We start from the raw sequence: 17021 nt of genomic DNA on the forward strand, positions 1-17021 counted from the left end.
GCATTGCCGAATTCGCGGCTGCTCCTCGTGCGCTGCCCGTGCTGGCCCGCAGTCGGATGTGACTACATTTTAGAAGGGACTGAATGTTTGTGAAATCGAAGTTTTCCAAGTTTGCCGGTTTGCTCGGTATCGCGTCGATGGCAGTCGGTTTGATTCCCCCCGGCGGAGCGCCATCGGCTCAAGCTGCCGCTGCACCTGCAGCTGACACGGCGAGGCCGGCCGCTTCGGCGGCAAAGACGCTAACCGCACCTATTATTAACGGAAGCCTGGAGGAGTCGTTCTGGAATACGAATGTGCCGATGCAGAAGCATATCGCTCCGGGCGATGCGTTCCCGTCGTCCTCGTTCGGGCTACTTTGGGACCAGCAGTACCTGTACATCGGAGTCAAGACGGAAGACGGCAATATGATTCATGACGGCTCGGGCGACTGGTTCGAGCAGGATTCCATCCATCTATTCTTCGATTCGAAGCTGCATCAGTCCGCGCCATTCCAAACCGACGATATGCAGATCGGTCTCGTGTACCAGCCGGGCTCTTCAACGCCGGAGTTTCACTTTGGAGCTGCCTTGAACGGTCATAGCGGCAAAGATGAGAAGAAAATTTTGCGGGCGATCGCCAAGACGGCTGAAGGATGGTCCGCTGAGGTTGCGGTACCGTGGGACATGCTCAACCTGAATCCGCTGCAGCAAAAGCAGTTCGGCCTCCAGGTTGCGGCGACGGACCGGTACGGTGCAGCCGCTGCCGAACAGCGCAGCAATTACTGGAGCGCCTTCAACTCCAGCTCCTTCTGGAACGATACGAGCGGCTACGGCGTCGTCACTCTGGACGATACGAATCCCGTTCAAGGGGAAGTGAGCCCGGTCCTGCTGCAGGACAATTTTGACGGCTATGCGGCCGGGACGATTCCTGCGGGATGGATTTCGGATGTGAACAGCGGCAGTCCGTCGTTCACGGTCGTTCAAGATACGTACGGCAACGGCTCGCTGATCTTCGATGGCAATGCTTCCGGCAAGCAAGCCCGCCTCACGGCGCCGGTTCAGTGGGACAACTACGCCATTCAGGCGGATGTCCGGTTCGACGCAGTGCTCAACTCGGCCAGATGGGCGGCGATTATGTTCCGCGGTGCGGCGAACGGGAAGCAGCCGTACGATCAGATGGCCATTCGCCAGAACGGGTCCTACGAGGTCGCTTACCGCAAGCCGGACAACAACTGGTACTCTCCGACTCCTGTAGTCGGCAATTGGAAGCCGCTCGCACTCAAGTCCGACTACACGATGAAGGTGAGAGTCGTCGGCAACAACGTGAAGGAATATTTGAAAGCGAAGAGCGATGCCGATTTTACGAAGGTGACAGACCAGACTCTAAGCCCCAGCGTGCTTCTGGAGAGAGGCAAAATCGGCTTCCAGGCCGATCAAAGCAAGGTCGCCTTCGATAACCTGATCGTTACCCGCATTACCGCCGACCGGCTCGACGTAACGCTGCCGAACGCGGTTGAGGCGTTGACGGGACCGGTAAGCGTGACCGCAAGCGTATATTTTTCGGACGGCATCACGGAACATGCGGCGGGCAGCCAGCTGAAGCTGTACTCGTCGGATGAAACGGTGCTGAAGGTGATTGACGGTCAGCTTTACCCGATCAAAGCAGGTACAGCTAAGGTCACCGCGGTATATTTGAATGCCGAACGCACGCAAGACATCACGGTAACGCCGTCGACGAAGCCGGCGGCGGTCAAGTCGCTGCGGCATGAGCCGGGCTACATCCTTGCGACAGCGGGACAGGCCCTAGCCCTTAACACCGTCGCTTTTCAAGCGGACATGAGCGATTTCTCGACCGCGACGATCACCGGGGAGAACCTGAGCTGGAAGGCTGCGGCCGGCACCACTGGGGTTCAATTCGCCGATGGCACGATGACGGCGGCGAGCGCCGGCGTCTACACGGTTACAGCGGAGAAGGACGGCGCCTCTGTCCAGCTTGCGGTTGTAGCGAAGGGAGCCGCCGATGCGGCCTATGTGCTGTACGAGAACAACTTCGACGCCGAAGCCAACGGCACACTGCCGCAAGGCTGGACGCGGAAAGAAGGGACGACGGCAAGCAAAGCGGTCGTTAAGAACGGCGCCTTCGAGCTGGACGCCCTGACGTCCCCGGACAATCCTTCCCGCGTGCTGCTGCCCGCTTTCTTGGGCAAGTTCGGCGACTACAAGATTGAAGCCGATGTCACCAATCTAGCCGCTAACGATGCGGCACGCTGGAATTCGATCATGTACCGGATTCAGAACGGCAACTTCCCGTATTACCAAATGGCGGTGCGCAAAGACGCAACAGCCGTGAACGGCGTTGAGTTCGCCGAGAGAACTCCCGATAATGCGTGGAACGTTATGGAGAAGGGGTCCTACACGGAAGCTATCGATCCCGGCAAAATGTACCGCTATACCATCATCGCACACGGCAACCGCGTGCGGGAGATGATCGACGGCAAAGTGATCGTCGATACGGATCTGGCCGGGGCTTACGCCACCGGCATGATCGGATTGCAAGCAAACGGCAGCAAGATGAAGCTGGATAATCTGCGCGTAACGCTGCAGCAGGAGGCGCTGCCGCCAATGCCGGGCGAGAGCTTCGTACAGGTGACGGAGCCGGATACGAAAATTGCGATGGCGGCTTCCGTCGTCACGGAAATCCGCGGCGCAGCCGATCTGGCCAAGCTGAGCGGGCCTGCTCTGCCGGCGACGGCGATCCTGCACATCAACTCAGAGCTGCAAGTGGTGAGCGCGGACGGCAGTCCATTCACTTCCGTTGCCGAGGCTATCGCTGCTCTCGGCGGCAAGACGATGCCGGCCTTCTACATCAAGGATGAGGAGACCGCCGATCGCTTGGCCGCTTACCTGGAAGAGCAAGCTCTCGAGGACGTCTTCGTCGTTTCGGCGGATGCGCCGCTCATCAACCGCATGAGCACATTGTTCCCGATGGCGCGGGGGATTGTCGATTACAGCGGGCGCCTGGACGGTTCGGCGACACCGGAGCAGCTGCTGGAGCTGCGCGGGACGGCGACCCGGAACAAGGCCCGGATCGCGATCATTCCGGCGAACGCTGCGACCTCCGCCAATGTTACGTACTTGCAGGAACGCATGATTACCGTGTGGGCGAAGGCGCCGGCGGAGCAGGGCGAAGGCGATACCGCACTTGCGCTTCACAAGCTGATCACGTCCGGAGTGAACGGTCTCGTTACGGATTCGCCGGCAGCGGCGTTCGACGCGCTTCATGTGTACAATAACGAGACTACATTAATCCGCAAGCCGTACATCATCGCTCACCGCGGCATTCCGTCCGAGGCACCGGAAAATACGCTCGAGAGCAACGCGCTGGGGCTGGATTACGGCGCCGATTATATCGAGAACGACATCATGCTGTCCAAGGACGGCCATATGGTCATCATGCACGACACGACGGTAGACCGTACGACGAACGGCACCGGCAAAGTGGAGGACAAGACGTTAGCGGAGCTCCGGCAGCTGAATGCGAACAAGCAGTACCCTGTACAGTATCCGTACGTCCAAATTCCGACGTTCGAAGAACAAATCGATCTGGCTATGCGCCGCGGCAAAATGATCATGGCGGAAATGAAATCGACGAATCCGGCTGCGGTTGAAGTAATGATCGATAAGATTCGAGAGCTAGGCGCGGCAGGTACGATCAATACGATGTCGTTCGACGGCGCCCAGCTCCGCCGCATTTCCGAGCTGATGCCGGAGATGCCGGTAGGGCTGCTGACCGGCGGGTACGCCAGCGAGACGAACGTCAGCCGTTCGCTCCGCAGCTCGCTCAAGGCGATTCAAGGCTTGAACGCCTCCTTGAACACGTCCTACACCGGGCTGGGGCCGAATTTCATGGAAGCTTCCAAGCACCGCGGCTTCATCATTTCACCGTGGACGCTGAACAACAAAGCTGATTTTACGAAAATATTCATGTTGGGCGCATGGGGCATTACGACGGATTATGCGAGCTACTCCAAGGATTGGACCGCTTCCGTGAAAGCGGAGCAGGACGAGTACACAGTGACGTTAGGCGGCTCCCGAACGCTTCCGGCGATCGTGGAGACGTACCGTGGCGATAAGAAGACCGTTGCCGCCGATATTGTGCTGCTGGACGGACACGATGTGGCGGACGTGGCGGACGGCCAAGTGATCGGGAAAAAACGCGGCATCGCCCATGCGCTGCTGCGGTATACGACGACCCTGGATGCGGCTAACCAATACGACATGTATTCGCAGCCGGTGACGCTGCGCGTGCTGAACGGCGATGCCAGTCTGTCGGGGCTGCAAGCTTTGCCGGGAAATCTGGCGCGCGACTTTGCATCGGGCAAGGCGGATTATGTGCTGAACATCGGGCGCGGCGTCCCTCAGCTGCGTGTTACCCCGCAGACGACGGACGCGAACGCTACAGTGAAGATTAACGGAGCCGTAGCGGCAAGCGGACAAGAGTTCGTGGTCAGACTGGCTTCCGGAGATTCGACGGTCACGGTGGAAGTGACGGCGGAAGACGGCATGACGAAACGCGAGTACACGATTGCCGTCAAGCGAATCGGCGATAATGGCAAGTCCAAGTAACGGAGTAACGTAACTATAATGGAAGCGGCAGTCCCGACGGTCAACTTCGCCGGGACTGCCGTTTTTACCGGTTTGGCTCTGTTAAAGATAGATGTTGATATTTGATACATGCCCGAATTGTTGATATAATTTAAATGGGAACTAACGTTCGTGAAATCTTCTTCTGAAATAATAAATCATTAAAACGCAGAAGATGGAGGTATTGAATATGTATGTAACAATTGCAGACTTTATTAGAGAATGGAATTGGGAGGCAACGCTAACTCAGAAGGTTTTGGAAGGTTTAACGGATGCATCATTGCAACAACAAGTCTACCCGGAAGGTCGTACTTTGGGGAGAATTGTCTGGCATTTTACTACAAATATTCCGGAATATTTAGCTCATTTCGGGTTGAAGGTAGATAAAGTAGAATATGCAGATCATGTCCCGACCTCAGCTGAAGAAATAGCTGAAACCTTTAAACATCTAAGTTCTTCTGCAATTAAAGTCATTGAAGAACAATGGACAGACGAATCTCTGAAGGAAGTGCAGCTTGCATTTGGCAGAGAAGAAACGAATGCTCAAATTTTAATGGGACTAATTAAGCACATTGTTCATCACCGTGGGCAAGTTACAATTCTTATGCGGCAAGCAGGAATAAAACCTTTTGGGGTTTACGGACCGCCAAAAGAAGATTGGATTCACTTAGGCGTAGAAAATCCGCCACTTTAATGGGGGACACCGATCCGCCAACGCTCCTCCAAGCAGATTCGAGACGATGCCGAATAACGAAGGTACAGTTATCAAAATGCATGCGATATCGTTGCCAAATGTCGAGCCGAAATATACAGTTATTGCTCAAATCGAACGTTTGTTCTAAAGCGAGAAAGGCGCTTCTTTTCGGAAGCGTCTCTTTTTGTTTGTACAGGTAGCGGATAGCGGGCATTCAGTGGGAAGCTGCAGCTCTGCGACAGCCCCGGCAGCATGATGTTTCAAGTCTTTGTTCGGCAATGGCCCCGCCTCTCCGGCCGCCCCTCCCGTTAACACCCGCATGACAATCGTCTGCTATAGTTGATCACAAACCTACAGCAAGTCTCAGGAGGATAAGGTATGGCAATGAGCAAATACCCAATCATCGCCTCGGTTACGAAGGAGGACCAGCTGGGCCAAGTACTGGTCAGCTCCGTGGAGAGAGTCAACTTAATGGCGGGTCATATCGGGAACCTGGAGTCGATCATCAAGCAAATTCACGAGGCCGGCAAGAAGGTGTATGTGCATATCGAGATGGTAAACGGTCTGGGCAAGGATGCGTATGCGATCGGCTATTTGGCGAATCATTTTCGGGCGGACGGGATCGTAACGACGAAATCGGCGGCGGTGACGGCGGCGAGGCAGGCGGGGATCAAGAGCATCCAGCGCATTTTCACGATCGATACCGCAGCTCTGCACACCGCCATCAAGATGATCAACAGCTCGCAGCCGGACGAGGTCGAGCTGATGCCGGGCCTCATGCCGCGCGTCATTCGGGAGCTGAAAAGCACGATCAAGCAGCCGCTCATCGTCGGAGGGCTCATTCGTTACGAGCAGGAAATCATCGATGCGTTGGAGAGCGGGGCGGATTACATATCCAGCGGCGACCCGTCGATGTGGTAGGATAAAGTTTACAACACGATAACATATCGATTATTCAGATTTAACATTCCATATGTATTCTTTGATTAGGTATCCAGCACATATGGCTAAACGGTGGGTTGAGACCAGGAGAAAACCCTTGTTCGCTACAGTGTGGAGACAAGCCGCAGCATCCTTATGGATGACGCTTGTTTCGCACGTTCGAACGAGGGTTATTTTTGTTGGAGAAGAGGTGGAGCTGTGTCGGAAGGGCTGACACGCGCCGAATGCACAATGGAGCCCATGAGAGCCTTGCACGCTTATGACGGGTATTTGTTCGATCTCGACGGAACGATCTACTCCGGAAATACGGTGCTGCCCGGTGCTCTCGCCACACTGAACCAATTGCGTGATCGAGGGAAAGCGGTGCTGTTCGTGACGAATACGACGGTACGGACCAAGGAACAGGTCCGCGAAAGACTGCAGTCGCTGGGAATCGCATGTGAAGATCATGAAGTGATGACGGCTTTGTGTGTGTCGGCGCAATATTTTCAGGAATTCGAGCCATCGGCGCAGGTGCTGATGATCGGCGAGGAGGCGATGCGGCTGGAGCTGGAGCGAAGCGGCGTAGCTACGACCGCGGATGCGCGCAGCGCTACGCACGTGCTGGTCGGCCTCGACCGGCAGCTGACGTATGACAAGCTGACGCTCGGCATGGCCGCGCTTCGGAGCGGGGCGAAGCTGATCGCTTCCAATCCGGATCCGTTCTGCCCGCTCGACGACGGGGCGATCCCCGATACATGGGCGATCGTGAAGGCGCTGGAGACGGCGAGCCTAAGTAAGACATGCCGGGTCGTCGGCAAGCCGTCGGCGTACTACGCGCAGAAGGCGCTGAACAAGCTGAAGCTGCCCCCGGCGCAGTGCTTGATGGTCGGAGACCGGGTCGAGACCGATATCCGGCTTGGGCTGACGAACGGCATGGCTACGGCGCTTGTGCTGACCGGGGCGGATACCGCACGAGATGCAGAGAGGGCAGGCCTGCAGCCGGACTATGTGCTTGAAACACTTGCGGAAATCATGCTGTAACCTATAAACCTTAACGACCATTAGGAGGATGAACGATTCATGAAACGCGCACTAATGACCTTATCGGCACTTGCTTTGCTCGGAACGGCGTGCGGCCAAACCGGCTCCGCCCCGCAATCCCCGGCTCAAGGCAGCTCCGCCGCAGCACCCGCTTCCGTCGAGCCGGCCAAGACATCGGACAAGCCGGTCGAGCTCCAGTTCATGTTCCCGGTCGCCGTCGGCGGACCGATCACGAAGCTGATTGACCAGCTGGCTGCAGACTTTACGAAGGAAAATCCGAACATTATCGTGAAGCCGGTCTATGGCGGCAGCTATCAAGATACGATGACGAAGGTGGCGACGGCCGTACAAGGCAACAACTCGCCGGATTTGGCCGTGCTGCTGTCGACCGATTTGTACAGCCTGCTCCAGATGAACGCCATTGAAGACTTGACGCCGCGCTTCTCGAAGGAATACTTCGGCGGCTTCTACGAAGCGTTCATGGGCAACACGAAGTCCGGCGACACCGTATGGAGCGTGCCGTTCCAGCGCAGCACGATCGTGATGTACTACAACAAGGACCTGTTCAAGAAGGCGGGACTCGATCCGGAGAAGCCGCCGAAGAACTGGACCGAGCTGAAGGAAGCGGCAAGCAAGCTGACCGTGAAGGACGGCTCCGGCAAAGTGACGCAGTGGGGCGTCGAAATTCCGAGCACCGGCTACCAATACTGGATGCTGCAGGCGCTCTCGCTGCAGACGGGTACGAACATCGTCTCGAACGACGGCAAGAACGTGTACTTCAACAAGCCTGAGGTGCTGGAGAGCCTGCAATTCTACGCCGACCTCGGCCGCAAGGATAAAGTGATGCCGGAAGGCACGCTGGAATGGGCGACGGTGCCGTCCGACTTCATCAGCGGCAAGACGGCGATGATGTACCACACGACGGGCAACCTGACGAAGGTGAAGACCGACGCCAAGTTCGATTTCGGCGTTGCGATGCTGCCGGCGAACAAGAAATTCGGATCCCCGACGGGCGGCGGCAATCTGTACGTCTTCAAGAACATTCCGGAAGAGCGCAAGAAAGCGGCGGTGAAGTTCATCGAGTTCCTGACGACGCCGGACCGCGTAGCCCAGTGGTCGATCGACACCGGCTACGTCGGCACGACGAAAGCCGCTTACGAGACGGACAAGCTGAAGAACTACATCAAGGACTTCCCGCAGGCTGCCGTTGCGCGCGACCAGCTGCAGTACGCCGATATCGAGCTGTCCACGTACCAGAACGGTCAAGTGACGAAGCTGTTTAACGACAACATTCAAGCCGTGCTGCTCGGCCAGATGTCCCCGAAGGACGCCCTGGACAAGTCCCAGCAGCAGGCGGACGACATTTTGAAAAATTTCCGTAAATAACCATACTAGATCCGTTCCGGAAGACTATCTCGGCGCTGATGCCGGGGTAGTCTTCTGTCGGATGCAGGGGGGACCGGCTTGACGCCGACACGAACAGAATCGCTTCCTATAGCGCGCACGAATAAGAAAAAATGGAACTGGAAGCCGCACGCCTTCGCCTACGCGCTGCTGCTCCCGTCTTTGGTGTTTTTGGTGCTGTTTACGATTTACCCGACGGTTAAGGCGGTTCACGGCAGCTTCTACAGCTCCAGCTTCGGAGCCAGCCAATTCGTCGGTCTGGACTTGTATAAGCAGGTCTTCGAAGACCGGGTGTTCCTGCAGGTGCTGAAGAACAATCTGCTGCTGGCCGTCGGAACGGTGCCGGCCAGCATCCTGCTTGCCCTTTACATGGCCGTATGGGTGAACGGAAAATTGAAGGGGCTCGGTCTGCTGCGGGCCGCCTTCTTCTACCCGACGATCCTTCCGATGATTGCGATCGCGAATATTTGGCTGTTCATTTACACGCCGAGCTACGGGCTGCTGGACAAGTTTCTCGGCGTGTTCGGCATCGCGTCCCCGAACTGGCTGGGCGATCCGCAGTGGGTGATGCCGGCGATGATTCTAATGGTCATTTGGAAGGAAGCCGGATTTTTCATGATCTTCTACCTCGCCGGCCTGCAAAATCTCCCCAAGGACATTTACGAAGCGGCCATGCTCGACGGGTCCCGTCCTTGGCACACGTTCCGCCGCCTTACGCTGCCGCTGCTCATGCCGACGACGATGTTCGTCCTGGTCATCGCGCTCACGAATTCCTTCAAGCTCGTCGACCATCTGTACATCATGACGAAGGGCGGGCCGAACAACGCGAGCAACGTGCTGCTGTACCACATTTACGAGACGGCGTTCTCGTTCTGGGATATGGGCAAGGCGTCGGTGCTGACCGTCATCATGCTGGTCATTCTGCTGGTGATTGCGATTATTAACTATGCTGTGTTGGATAAGAGAATCCATTATTAGGGGGGGGACGAAAACCATCATGTGGCTTCGACTATTCAACCGGTTGATTATCGCCATTCTGGCGGCTGTGTTCGCAGTCCCGCTCGTATGGGCGGCAGTAACGTCGTTCACGCCTTCCGGCGAAATCATTACGCGTACGAACCCGTTTGCCTTCACGGCGCCGACGCTGGCCAACTATGCGAACGCATGGTCCACGATTCCGTTCATTCAGTATTACGGGAACACGACGGTGATCGTGCTGGGGATTTTGGCGGCGCAGCTCGTTACAGCGACACTTGCGGCTTATGCGTTCGCGAGACTCACGTTCGTCGGACAGGGCGCCATGTTCATCCTGTTCTTGACGCAGATCATGATTCCGCCGGACATTCTGTTATTCCCGAACTATACGACGATGAAGGAATTGCATCTGATCGATACGAAGTGGGCGATTATGCTGCCGTACTGGGCCTCCTCCTTCGGCGTCTTTCTGCTGCGGCAGACGTTCAAGCAGGTTCCGCTGGAGCTGGACGAGGCTTCCCGAATCGACGGCTGCCGCTGGTGGCAGATGATTTGGCACGTCTACCTGCCTTCGGCGAAGCCGACTTATGTCGCGTTCGGTCTCATTTCCGTGAGCACGCATTGGAGCAACTTCATGTGGCCGCTCATTGTCACCAACTCGGTGGAAAATCGTTCGCTCACCGTCGGTATCGCCATCTTCGCGCAATCATTCGAAACGGGCGCGCAGTGGGGAACGGTGACGGCCGCAACGCTGCTCGTGATGCTGCCGCTGCTGGTTGCATTTTTCCTGTTCCAGCGCCAGTTTGTGGCGAGCTTTATGCATTCGGGTTTGAAGGGATAAGGAGGAGCTGACTATGGGGAGCTGGATTCATTCGGCCGGGACTCGGCCGCTCATCATCGCGCATCGGGGAGCGGCGGCTGAAGCGCCGGAAAATACGATGGCCGCATTCCGCAAAGCGATCGAACAAGGGTGCGATGCGATTGAGCTGGACGTACATCTCACAGCGGACGGCCAGGTCGTCGTCTTCCACGACGAGACGCTGGAGCGTACGACGAACCGGAGCGGGCCGGTCGGGAGCCTGACGTGGGATGAGCTTCGGCAGGCGGATGCGGGGGCGTGGTTCGGGCGGGATTTTGCCGGGGAGCGGGTGCCGCTCTTGTCCGAGGTGCTGGAGCTTATGCCGGCGGCTGTTGGACTTAATTTGGAGCTGAAGCTGAGCTACGGCGGGCGGATGGTCGCTCCGGTGGCGAGGCTATTACGGGAGTACGGAAGAGCGGAAACGACCGTGATCTCCTCGTACGATCATAAGCTGCTGTACCGGATGAAACAGGAAGCGCCGGAGGTGCTGATCAGCCTCGTATACGACGGTAGGCTGCTGAACCCGCTGCGGTTGGCGGACGATTTTGGCCATGACGTGTTCTCGTTCTCGCTGCACCACCGGATGGTGGAAGAGGACGACGTTGCGCCGCTGCGGGCGGCGGGGAAGCCGGTCATCGTATGGACGGCGAACCGGGAAGAGGATATTCGGCGGCTTGCGGCTTGCGGAGTATCCGGGATTATTACGGACGTGCCGGGGGCGGCGCGGGCGTGGCTGTGAAGGACGGGGTGGAGTGATCCCCCAGTCGGTCTAGTGGAAGCAACTTGTTCAGATAGTCGCTTGTCACCTGCTGATGGTAGACAAGCGGCTTTTTTTACGCAACCAGGTTTACCAATAATATACATACCCTGGGTTGTCTTTACAGGTAGATAATGATACAATTTGTATCAAAATTCAAGTAGAGGAAGATATAGTTTATGAGAACAAAAGGGAAAGGACTCATCTCCTGTTTGACGGCGTTAGCTACGCTAGGAGGCACGCTGGTTTTACCTGCGTCCATGTCGGCAGCGGATCGCATTGGTTTTCCTGATATTGCGGACTCCTATGCCGCGGCTGAAATAACAGAGCTTGCAAAGGCGGGAATTGTTTCCGGATATCCGGACGGTTTGTTCCAGCCAAAGAAGACGATCACACGTGCAGAGCTTGCGAAAATACTCGTATCTGCCAAAGGTTTGAAAGAAGACGCTGCTAAAGGAGCAACGTTCAGCGATGTGCCGTCAACCAGCTGGTTCAGCGGGTATGTCGGGGCCCTTGTCGGTGCGGGCATTACGCAAGGGACGACAGACACGACATTTTCCCCCGATGCGCCTGTGACCCGCGAGGAGCTTGTCGTATTTTTCATGCGCTCTTTTGAGTTGGAACAAACACCTGCCGAAGCGCTTCCGAAGCTCACTTTCGCCGACCAGACCAGCCTCTCCGACTGGGCCCGGTCATCTGTGGCGCTCGCTGCTGCCATTGAATTCGTAGGCGGTGTGGAGAACCCGGATAAGACCGTTTCATTCCGTCCCAAAGAACGAGCAGAACGGCAGGCGCTTGCCAGACTGGCTTATGAGTTCAAGTTCAAGGGACAATCGTATGTCGATAAGGCGAAGGCATTAGTCGCGGATGCGCAGAAGAAGCTGGAGGTTACGGCGATTTCAGCGGTGAGCAGCACGTCTATCGAAGTGACGTTCGCTGAAGATGTGATGACCGTTCGCAAAGAAGATTTCGTGTTCGAGCCGAAGTTAGAGGTGACTGCAGCCTATCTCAAACCAGGCACGAAGAAGGTTGTTGTCCTGAAGACAGCCGTTCAGAACGGAGGCACCGAATACACGCTGACTTATAAAGGCAAGGCGACCGGCAAGAAAACGACCGGGATCGGCGGGTTCTTCGGAGGCGGATGGTATGGCGGAGGAAGCACGAACGCTAACAACCCTCCCCCGAGCGAATCCGTGGCGCAAAGGCTGGCCAGCGGGAAGCCTCAGGGGGAGCTGACGATTGTCGACTCCGGTACTTACGGACCGGACAAGGGCGCCAAAACGAAAGTAACCAAGCTGACTGTAAACGCGGGTGTGTATAGTGATGTTACACTGCGTAATCTTGAAGTGGATCTGCTGGACATCCGATCGGGCGGCGTGGATTCGGTTAAGATGATTGGTACTACTGTCGGTAAGCTGCAAGTCAACGTCGCCGGTCAGCAGCAGACGCCGGTCCGCGTAGTGGCTGATGAGGGCACCGTCGTTGGGGCGACTTACGTTCAATCCCAGACCGTGTTGGAGTCGACCTATGAGCAAGCGACATTCGGCCCGATTGTCATCGAAGACGGTGCGGCGAACAAGAATGTCGTGCTGCGCGGAAGCATTACAGGGGTAGTGAGCGTGAACGCACCGGGCGTTAACCTGCTAATAGCGGAGCCCACACCCAAGAATGTGGTTACTACAGATGTATATAAAGTCATCGTGAAAGATGGAATTACCGGCATCAAGCTAAATCTGGAGCCCGCAACTTATGTTCGAGCCTTAGAGGCTCAAGGCGGTGTAACTATTGGCGGCGACCCGCTGGCCGTTGCACGTATTGCCGTGACAGGGGCTGTTGAGATTGAAGACTCTATTGCCAATAGGGTTCCAGTCCTGCGAGCTATTTTGGCGATGGAAGCTATCGTCGAATCCGGTCTGTCGTTCGAGGAGAGCTTAGCTAGGATAGAGCATGCGGATAAGGCTATTGCTGCGGCACGGGAGGCTGGGGCGGCAGACGACGACTTAACCGGGTATGCAAACTATGTGAATCGAAGAGACGCGATATTAAGCTTGCGTGATCGCTACAATGCCGTTCAGATCACATTCCAATCAGGCGACTCGGCTCAATCGGTCACTACAGACGTGAAGTTCTTGAATGGCTCGGATTGGAGCTCCAATAAACCGAAAGTGATTGACCGGAATGGACGGGTGCATCGTCCGGCTTATGGCGCCGGGGATGCGGAAGTGACTGTGACGGCATCCGTGTACGCAGGAACGCTCAAGTATCTGAAGAAGTTCGATCTGATCGTAAAGCAATACGAGTCAAAGCCCGTTGAAGCTCTAAGCCTGCGCTCCGATCTCGTATTAGTTGTCTTCGACAATCCTGTCATGAATACCGCCGTTGCAGATTTCAGCTTCGACAACGGCCTTACCGTACAATCATCAACACAGTACCCGCAATTCCCTCGATATGTGCTTCTGACCGTTGGGGGACAAAGCAGCAGCGCGTTGTATGCACTCGGATATAAAGGGAAATCGGCAGGCGTCTCGTTCACCGGGTCAACCTCGAATACTTGCTCGGAGCAGACGTGCGCGGTGCCGGGCTCCTCGGCCCAAATTCCGATTCCGGGAATCGCAGTGCCCGGGAGCGTCACGGGAGCAGTGTATCAAGACGTAACAGGAAGTATCATTGCGAATGCATCGGTGACCCTGTATGGTTCCGATGGGTCGGAGAAGACAATCGTGACGGGCCCTGCAGGAGAGTTCTCCTTCGCCGGCGTGTCGCCGGAGCTAAGCTACACACTGAAAGTAACGAAGGAAGGATGGTCAACGTACACCTCCCCCAGCTTCAGAATCGCTCCAGGCGAGCCGTACCGGTTTGACGCTTCCGACATTGTATTGTATTTGCCTCCGGAACCGGTCAAGAACATCAGGGGAAGTGACTTCGGCGGTGAGATTTTTCTGCAATGGGCAGGCGCATATCGTGAAGATCGCCCCGTTACGTATCATGTGTACAAGGACGATGTGGAAGTTGGCAGCGTAGAGAATCAAAACTATATCACACTGGGAGGGGCTGCGGCGGAAACCCAATATCGTTTTGCTGTGGCCGCTTGTAATGGCGCTGGATGCTCCGGGAAAACTTCCTACACCTATACGACGTCGGCTGTGCTGGAGATTTCTGGTGTCCTGCCGTATCACTCCGTAACGAAAGAAGTTTATGAACCTTTAGTTCGCACTTTGGACGGGAACGACGTGTACATGTATGTGTGGCCTGAGGGGCCAGCTGCAGCGGCGGATTCATTGCTCGTTGAGTTCCGGGATCCGAAAGTGGAGGATGGGTTCAGGGGAGCGGTGGACTACTCCGCCGCTACATACCTGGACAAACGGGGTCAGGCTGTTACCATCAACGGAATCACTTACGTAAAGTTAAATCTCACGAGGGAAAAATTGCCTGAGATTCCGATGTACATTAGCGGAATCAAGTACCGGATCGACTCTAAGGTGTATAAAGTTAACGTGCCAGGGTTATTTATTGCGACGAAGTGATCGTTATAGCCTGTTTGAAAGGTTCTCACAATACAATGGGGCCACTGTAGAACTGGTAAGTATAGTCTGCGTGGCTGTTCTGGAACTGAAAGGAAGACATTAACCCTCAGGGAGGTGTCTTCCTTTTCAACTCTATTTAGTTTTCATATCAGGACATTATTTAATATCTTATATTGAACTAGTATCACCTCCGAATGTTATATCAGATATTAACGCATTTTATTTCAATGGCAAGGTAAGTCTGAGCTGGTCTAATGGCGGAGGCTCTTACCCTACCTCTTATAAATTTTATCAGAATGGAGTTTTTGTCAAATCAGTCACTGGCTTCGTGGTTGAGACGGATCTGTTCCTACAGAGAAGACAGTTACTTTTGCTATAGAGGCAGGTAACGAGGCAGGCTGCTCGGCAAAGAAGGAGCTTCTGTACACGGCACCTGCCTGGCTACAGGTGAAGAAAATCTTTCCGTACAATTCGGTTGCGGAGAATGTCAATGCGGAACTTAACAAATCTAATGGGGAGAACGGCACATACATTTTTCCTGCTTCTGTATAAAACGCGTACTATTTGCTTGTCGAGTTGGCTGATCCGAAGTCGCCTAAGGACCTCAGGGGACAGCTGGATTGTACTCAATTAACCTACATTATCATTGGGTATAGGGACACCGCCGCAGGGCGAAACCAAAGATAAAGACGGACCAAGTATTTGAAAATACCTCTAATTTGGAATCCGATTTATGGCGGAGGAACCCGAGTTAACGAAGCAGGGTTAAGTATGAGATCAGGGAGAAAGCCTATGATGTAGATTTACTGAAAATCCTGGTTCTTCCGCAATGACAATATAGCTCCCAGGCTTGGGGCTTGGGGGCTTTTTTCCGTTTTCGAAGCGTCGCGGCAGACAAAGTGAACCCCAGGTGGGTTGACCTGATAATACAAAGAAACTCCAAGCAAGTTGGGGGTGTTGACAACACAACCTCCAAGCTCTGTGCTTGGGGGCTTCTTCTTTTGGCCGGCAGCAGAGCAATAACACAGCACACCCGATCAAAACCCGCCTTACCCCCTTATAGTAGAATGGTAGCATCAACCTCCACGGAAAGGGGCAGTCAAGTTGGCAGACTACTATACTAGAATGCAGCAAGCGATCGATTACATAGAGAGCCGGTTGACAGAGGATTTGAAGATTGCCGATGTCGCGGCGCGGGCGCATTGTTCAGCGTTTCATTTTCAAAGATTGTTTCAGGCGATTACGGGATTCTCGGTGCAGGGATATGTGCGCAAGCGGCGGCTGTCGGAGGCGGCCGGCCTATTGCGTTCGTCGCAGAAGGGCATTCTGGACGTTGCAGTCGAATACGGGTACGGGTCGCAGGAGGCGTTCACGCGGGCGTTCAGCTCCTTCTTCGGGATGACGCCGGCGCAGTATCGGAAGTCGGAGGGAGGCGGCATGATGCAGGGGAAGGTGGATTTTCACGAGTGGCGGTCTAGGGCCTCTGAGGAGGGGCGGGCATGGGAGTTCCATAAACCAACGATAGAGACAAGGCAAAATGTGACGATCATCGGTTATGCCTATAAGACGAGCTTGGAGGAAGAGCGGTATTATCACGATATCCCGGAGTTTTATCGCGCTTTCGGGGCGGAGGGCAAATATTTGCGTATCCCCTACAGGCGGGCGCCGGATCTGGCGTACGGCATCTCTTGCGGGTTCGAGGACGACGGAACGTTCTTGTTCGTAGTGGGGGAAGAGGTGGAGGACGTTTGGGGAGATGAGGGGCAGGCAGACGGTTCTTTCGGCCAAGACACTGTAGGGCGCGGGGCAACCGCGGAACGCTATGCAGCAAGCGACACAGCAACAGAGGGGGCGGACGCCTGTGACGAGACGAAAGCGCTGGATGAAGGCTTTGTACGTATGACGCTGCCGGCTGGGACTTATGCACATTTTCGCGCGCATGGTTCGGTCGATTTCGTTCAGGATACGAGGCGGTTCATTTACCGGTCATGGCTGCCGAATTCGAACTACGAGCGGGCGGAGGGGCCGGACTTCGAGGTGACGGACGTACGCAGCTCCAGGTACCCGGACATGCTCCGCATCGACATCTACATTCCGCTGAAATAAGTCCGGCTTCATATTGACCTTGGGTGCGGGGCTCCGGTAAGATGGAAATGATACGGAGAATCCCCGCGCGGTGCGGAGCAGCGACCCTGCCGCCGGCCTGCGGAGCGAGAGGACC

General features: G+C 55.6%; 10 protein-coding genes. All 10 read left to right on the forward strand.

The window, feature by feature from the left end; all coding sequences use genetic code 11:
- Window positions 1-83 precede the first annotated feature (83 nt).
- The 10 genes from ACFFK0_RS04695 (at window position 84) to ACFFK0_RS04740 (ending at window position 16906) form a co-directional block, all read left to right on the forward strand.
- On the forward strand, window positions 84-4604 hold the full coding sequence (locus tag ACFFK0_RS04695) for a glycerophosphodiester phosphodiesterase family protein (protein WP_377468748.1): 4521 nt from the start codon (window positions 84-86) through the stop codon (window positions 4602-4604).
- Window positions 4605-4812: 208 nt separating this feature from the next.
- Window positions 4813-5316, forward strand: a complete 504-nt coding sequence (locus ACFFK0_RS04700) for a DinB family protein (protein ID WP_377468749.1) — start codon at window positions 4813-4815, stop codon at window positions 5314-5316.
- 378 nt (window positions 5317-5694) lie between these two features.
- Window positions 5695-6237, forward strand: a complete 543-nt coding sequence (locus tag ACFFK0_RS04705) for a glycerol-3-phosphate responsive antiterminator (RefSeq protein ID WP_377468750.1) — start codon at window positions 5695-5697, stop codon at window positions 6235-6237.
- A gap of 219 nt (window positions 6238-6456) precedes the next feature.
- Window positions 6457-7281: an HAD-IIA family hydrolase gene (locus ACFFK0_RS04710; RefSeq protein WP_377468751.1), complete on the forward strand. Its 825-nt coding sequence runs from the start codon at window positions 6457-6459 to the stop codon at window positions 7279-7281.
- 39 nt (window positions 7282-7320) lie between these two features.
- Window positions 7321-8667 (forward strand): ABC transporter substrate-binding protein, encoded by a 1347-nt coding sequence (locus ACFFK0_RS04715; RefSeq protein ID WP_377468752.1) that lies wholly within the window; start codon window positions 7321-7323, stop codon window positions 8665-8667.
- A 78-nt stretch (window positions 8668-8745) separates the two neighbouring features.
- Window positions 8746-9663, forward strand: coding sequence for a carbohydrate ABC transporter permease (locus ACFFK0_RS04720; protein WP_377468753.1), 918 nt, complete (start codon window positions 8746-8748; stop codon window positions 9661-9663).
- 19 nt (window positions 9664-9682) lie between these two features.
- Complete coding sequence (locus tag ACFFK0_RS04725; protein WP_377468754.1) at window positions 9683-10501, forward strand: carbohydrate ABC transporter permease; 819 nt, start codon at window positions 9683-9685, stop codon at window positions 10499-10501.
- Between the two features lie 13 nt (window positions 10502-10514).
- Window positions 10515-11258, forward strand: coding sequence for a glycerophosphodiester phosphodiesterase (locus tag ACFFK0_RS04730; RefSeq protein WP_377468755.1), 744 nt, complete (start codon window positions 10515-10517; stop codon window positions 11256-11258).
- A gap of 197 nt (window positions 11259-11455) precedes the next feature.
- Entirely contained in the window at window positions 11456-14800 is a 3345-nt protein-coding gene (locus tag ACFFK0_RS04735; protein WP_377468756.1) for an S-layer homology domain-containing protein, read from the forward strand.
- 1104 nt (window positions 14801-15904) lie between these two features.
- Window positions 15905-16906, forward strand: a complete 1002-nt coding sequence (locus tag ACFFK0_RS04740; protein ID WP_377468757.1) for an AraC family transcriptional regulator — start codon at window positions 15905-15907, stop codon at window positions 16904-16906.
- The last annotated feature ends 115 nt before the right edge of the window (window positions 16907-17021 follow it).

This window comes from Paenibacillus chartarius (assembly GCF_042432825.1).
GTDB classification, from domain to species: Bacteria; Bacillota; Bacilli; order Paenibacillales; family NBRC-103111; genus Gordoniibacillus; species Gordoniibacillus chartarius.

Excerpts from the sequence above, each read along its gene's own strand:
- ACFFK0_RS04695 (WP_377468748.1), top strand. The coding sequence starts at position 84 with ATGTTTGTGAAATCGAAGTTTTCCAAGTTTGCCGGTTTGCTCGGTATC.
- ACFFK0_RS04700 (WP_377468749.1), top strand. The coding sequence starts at position 4,813 with ATGTATGTAACAATTGCAGACTTTATTAGAGAATGGAATTGGGAGGCA.
- ACFFK0_RS04705 (WP_377468750.1), top strand. The coding sequence starts at position 5,695 with ATGGCAATGAGCAAATACCCAATCATCGCCTCGGTTACGAAGGAGGAC.
- ACFFK0_RS04715 (WP_377468752.1), top strand. The coding sequence starts at position 7,321 with ATGAAACGCGCACTAATGACCTTATCGGCACTTGCTTTGCTCGGAACG.
- ACFFK0_RS04725 (WP_377468754.1), top strand. The coding sequence starts at position 9,683 with ATGTGGCTTCGACTATTCAACCGGTTGATTATCGCCATTCTGGCGGCT.
- ACFFK0_RS04730 (WP_377468755.1), top strand. The coding sequence starts at position 10,515 with ATGGGGAGCTGGATTCATTCGGCCGGGACTCGGCCGCTCATCATCGCG.
- ACFFK0_RS04735 (WP_377468756.1), top strand. The coding sequence starts at position 11,456 with ATGAGAACAAAAGGGAAAGGACTCATCTCCTGTTTGACGGCGTTAGCT.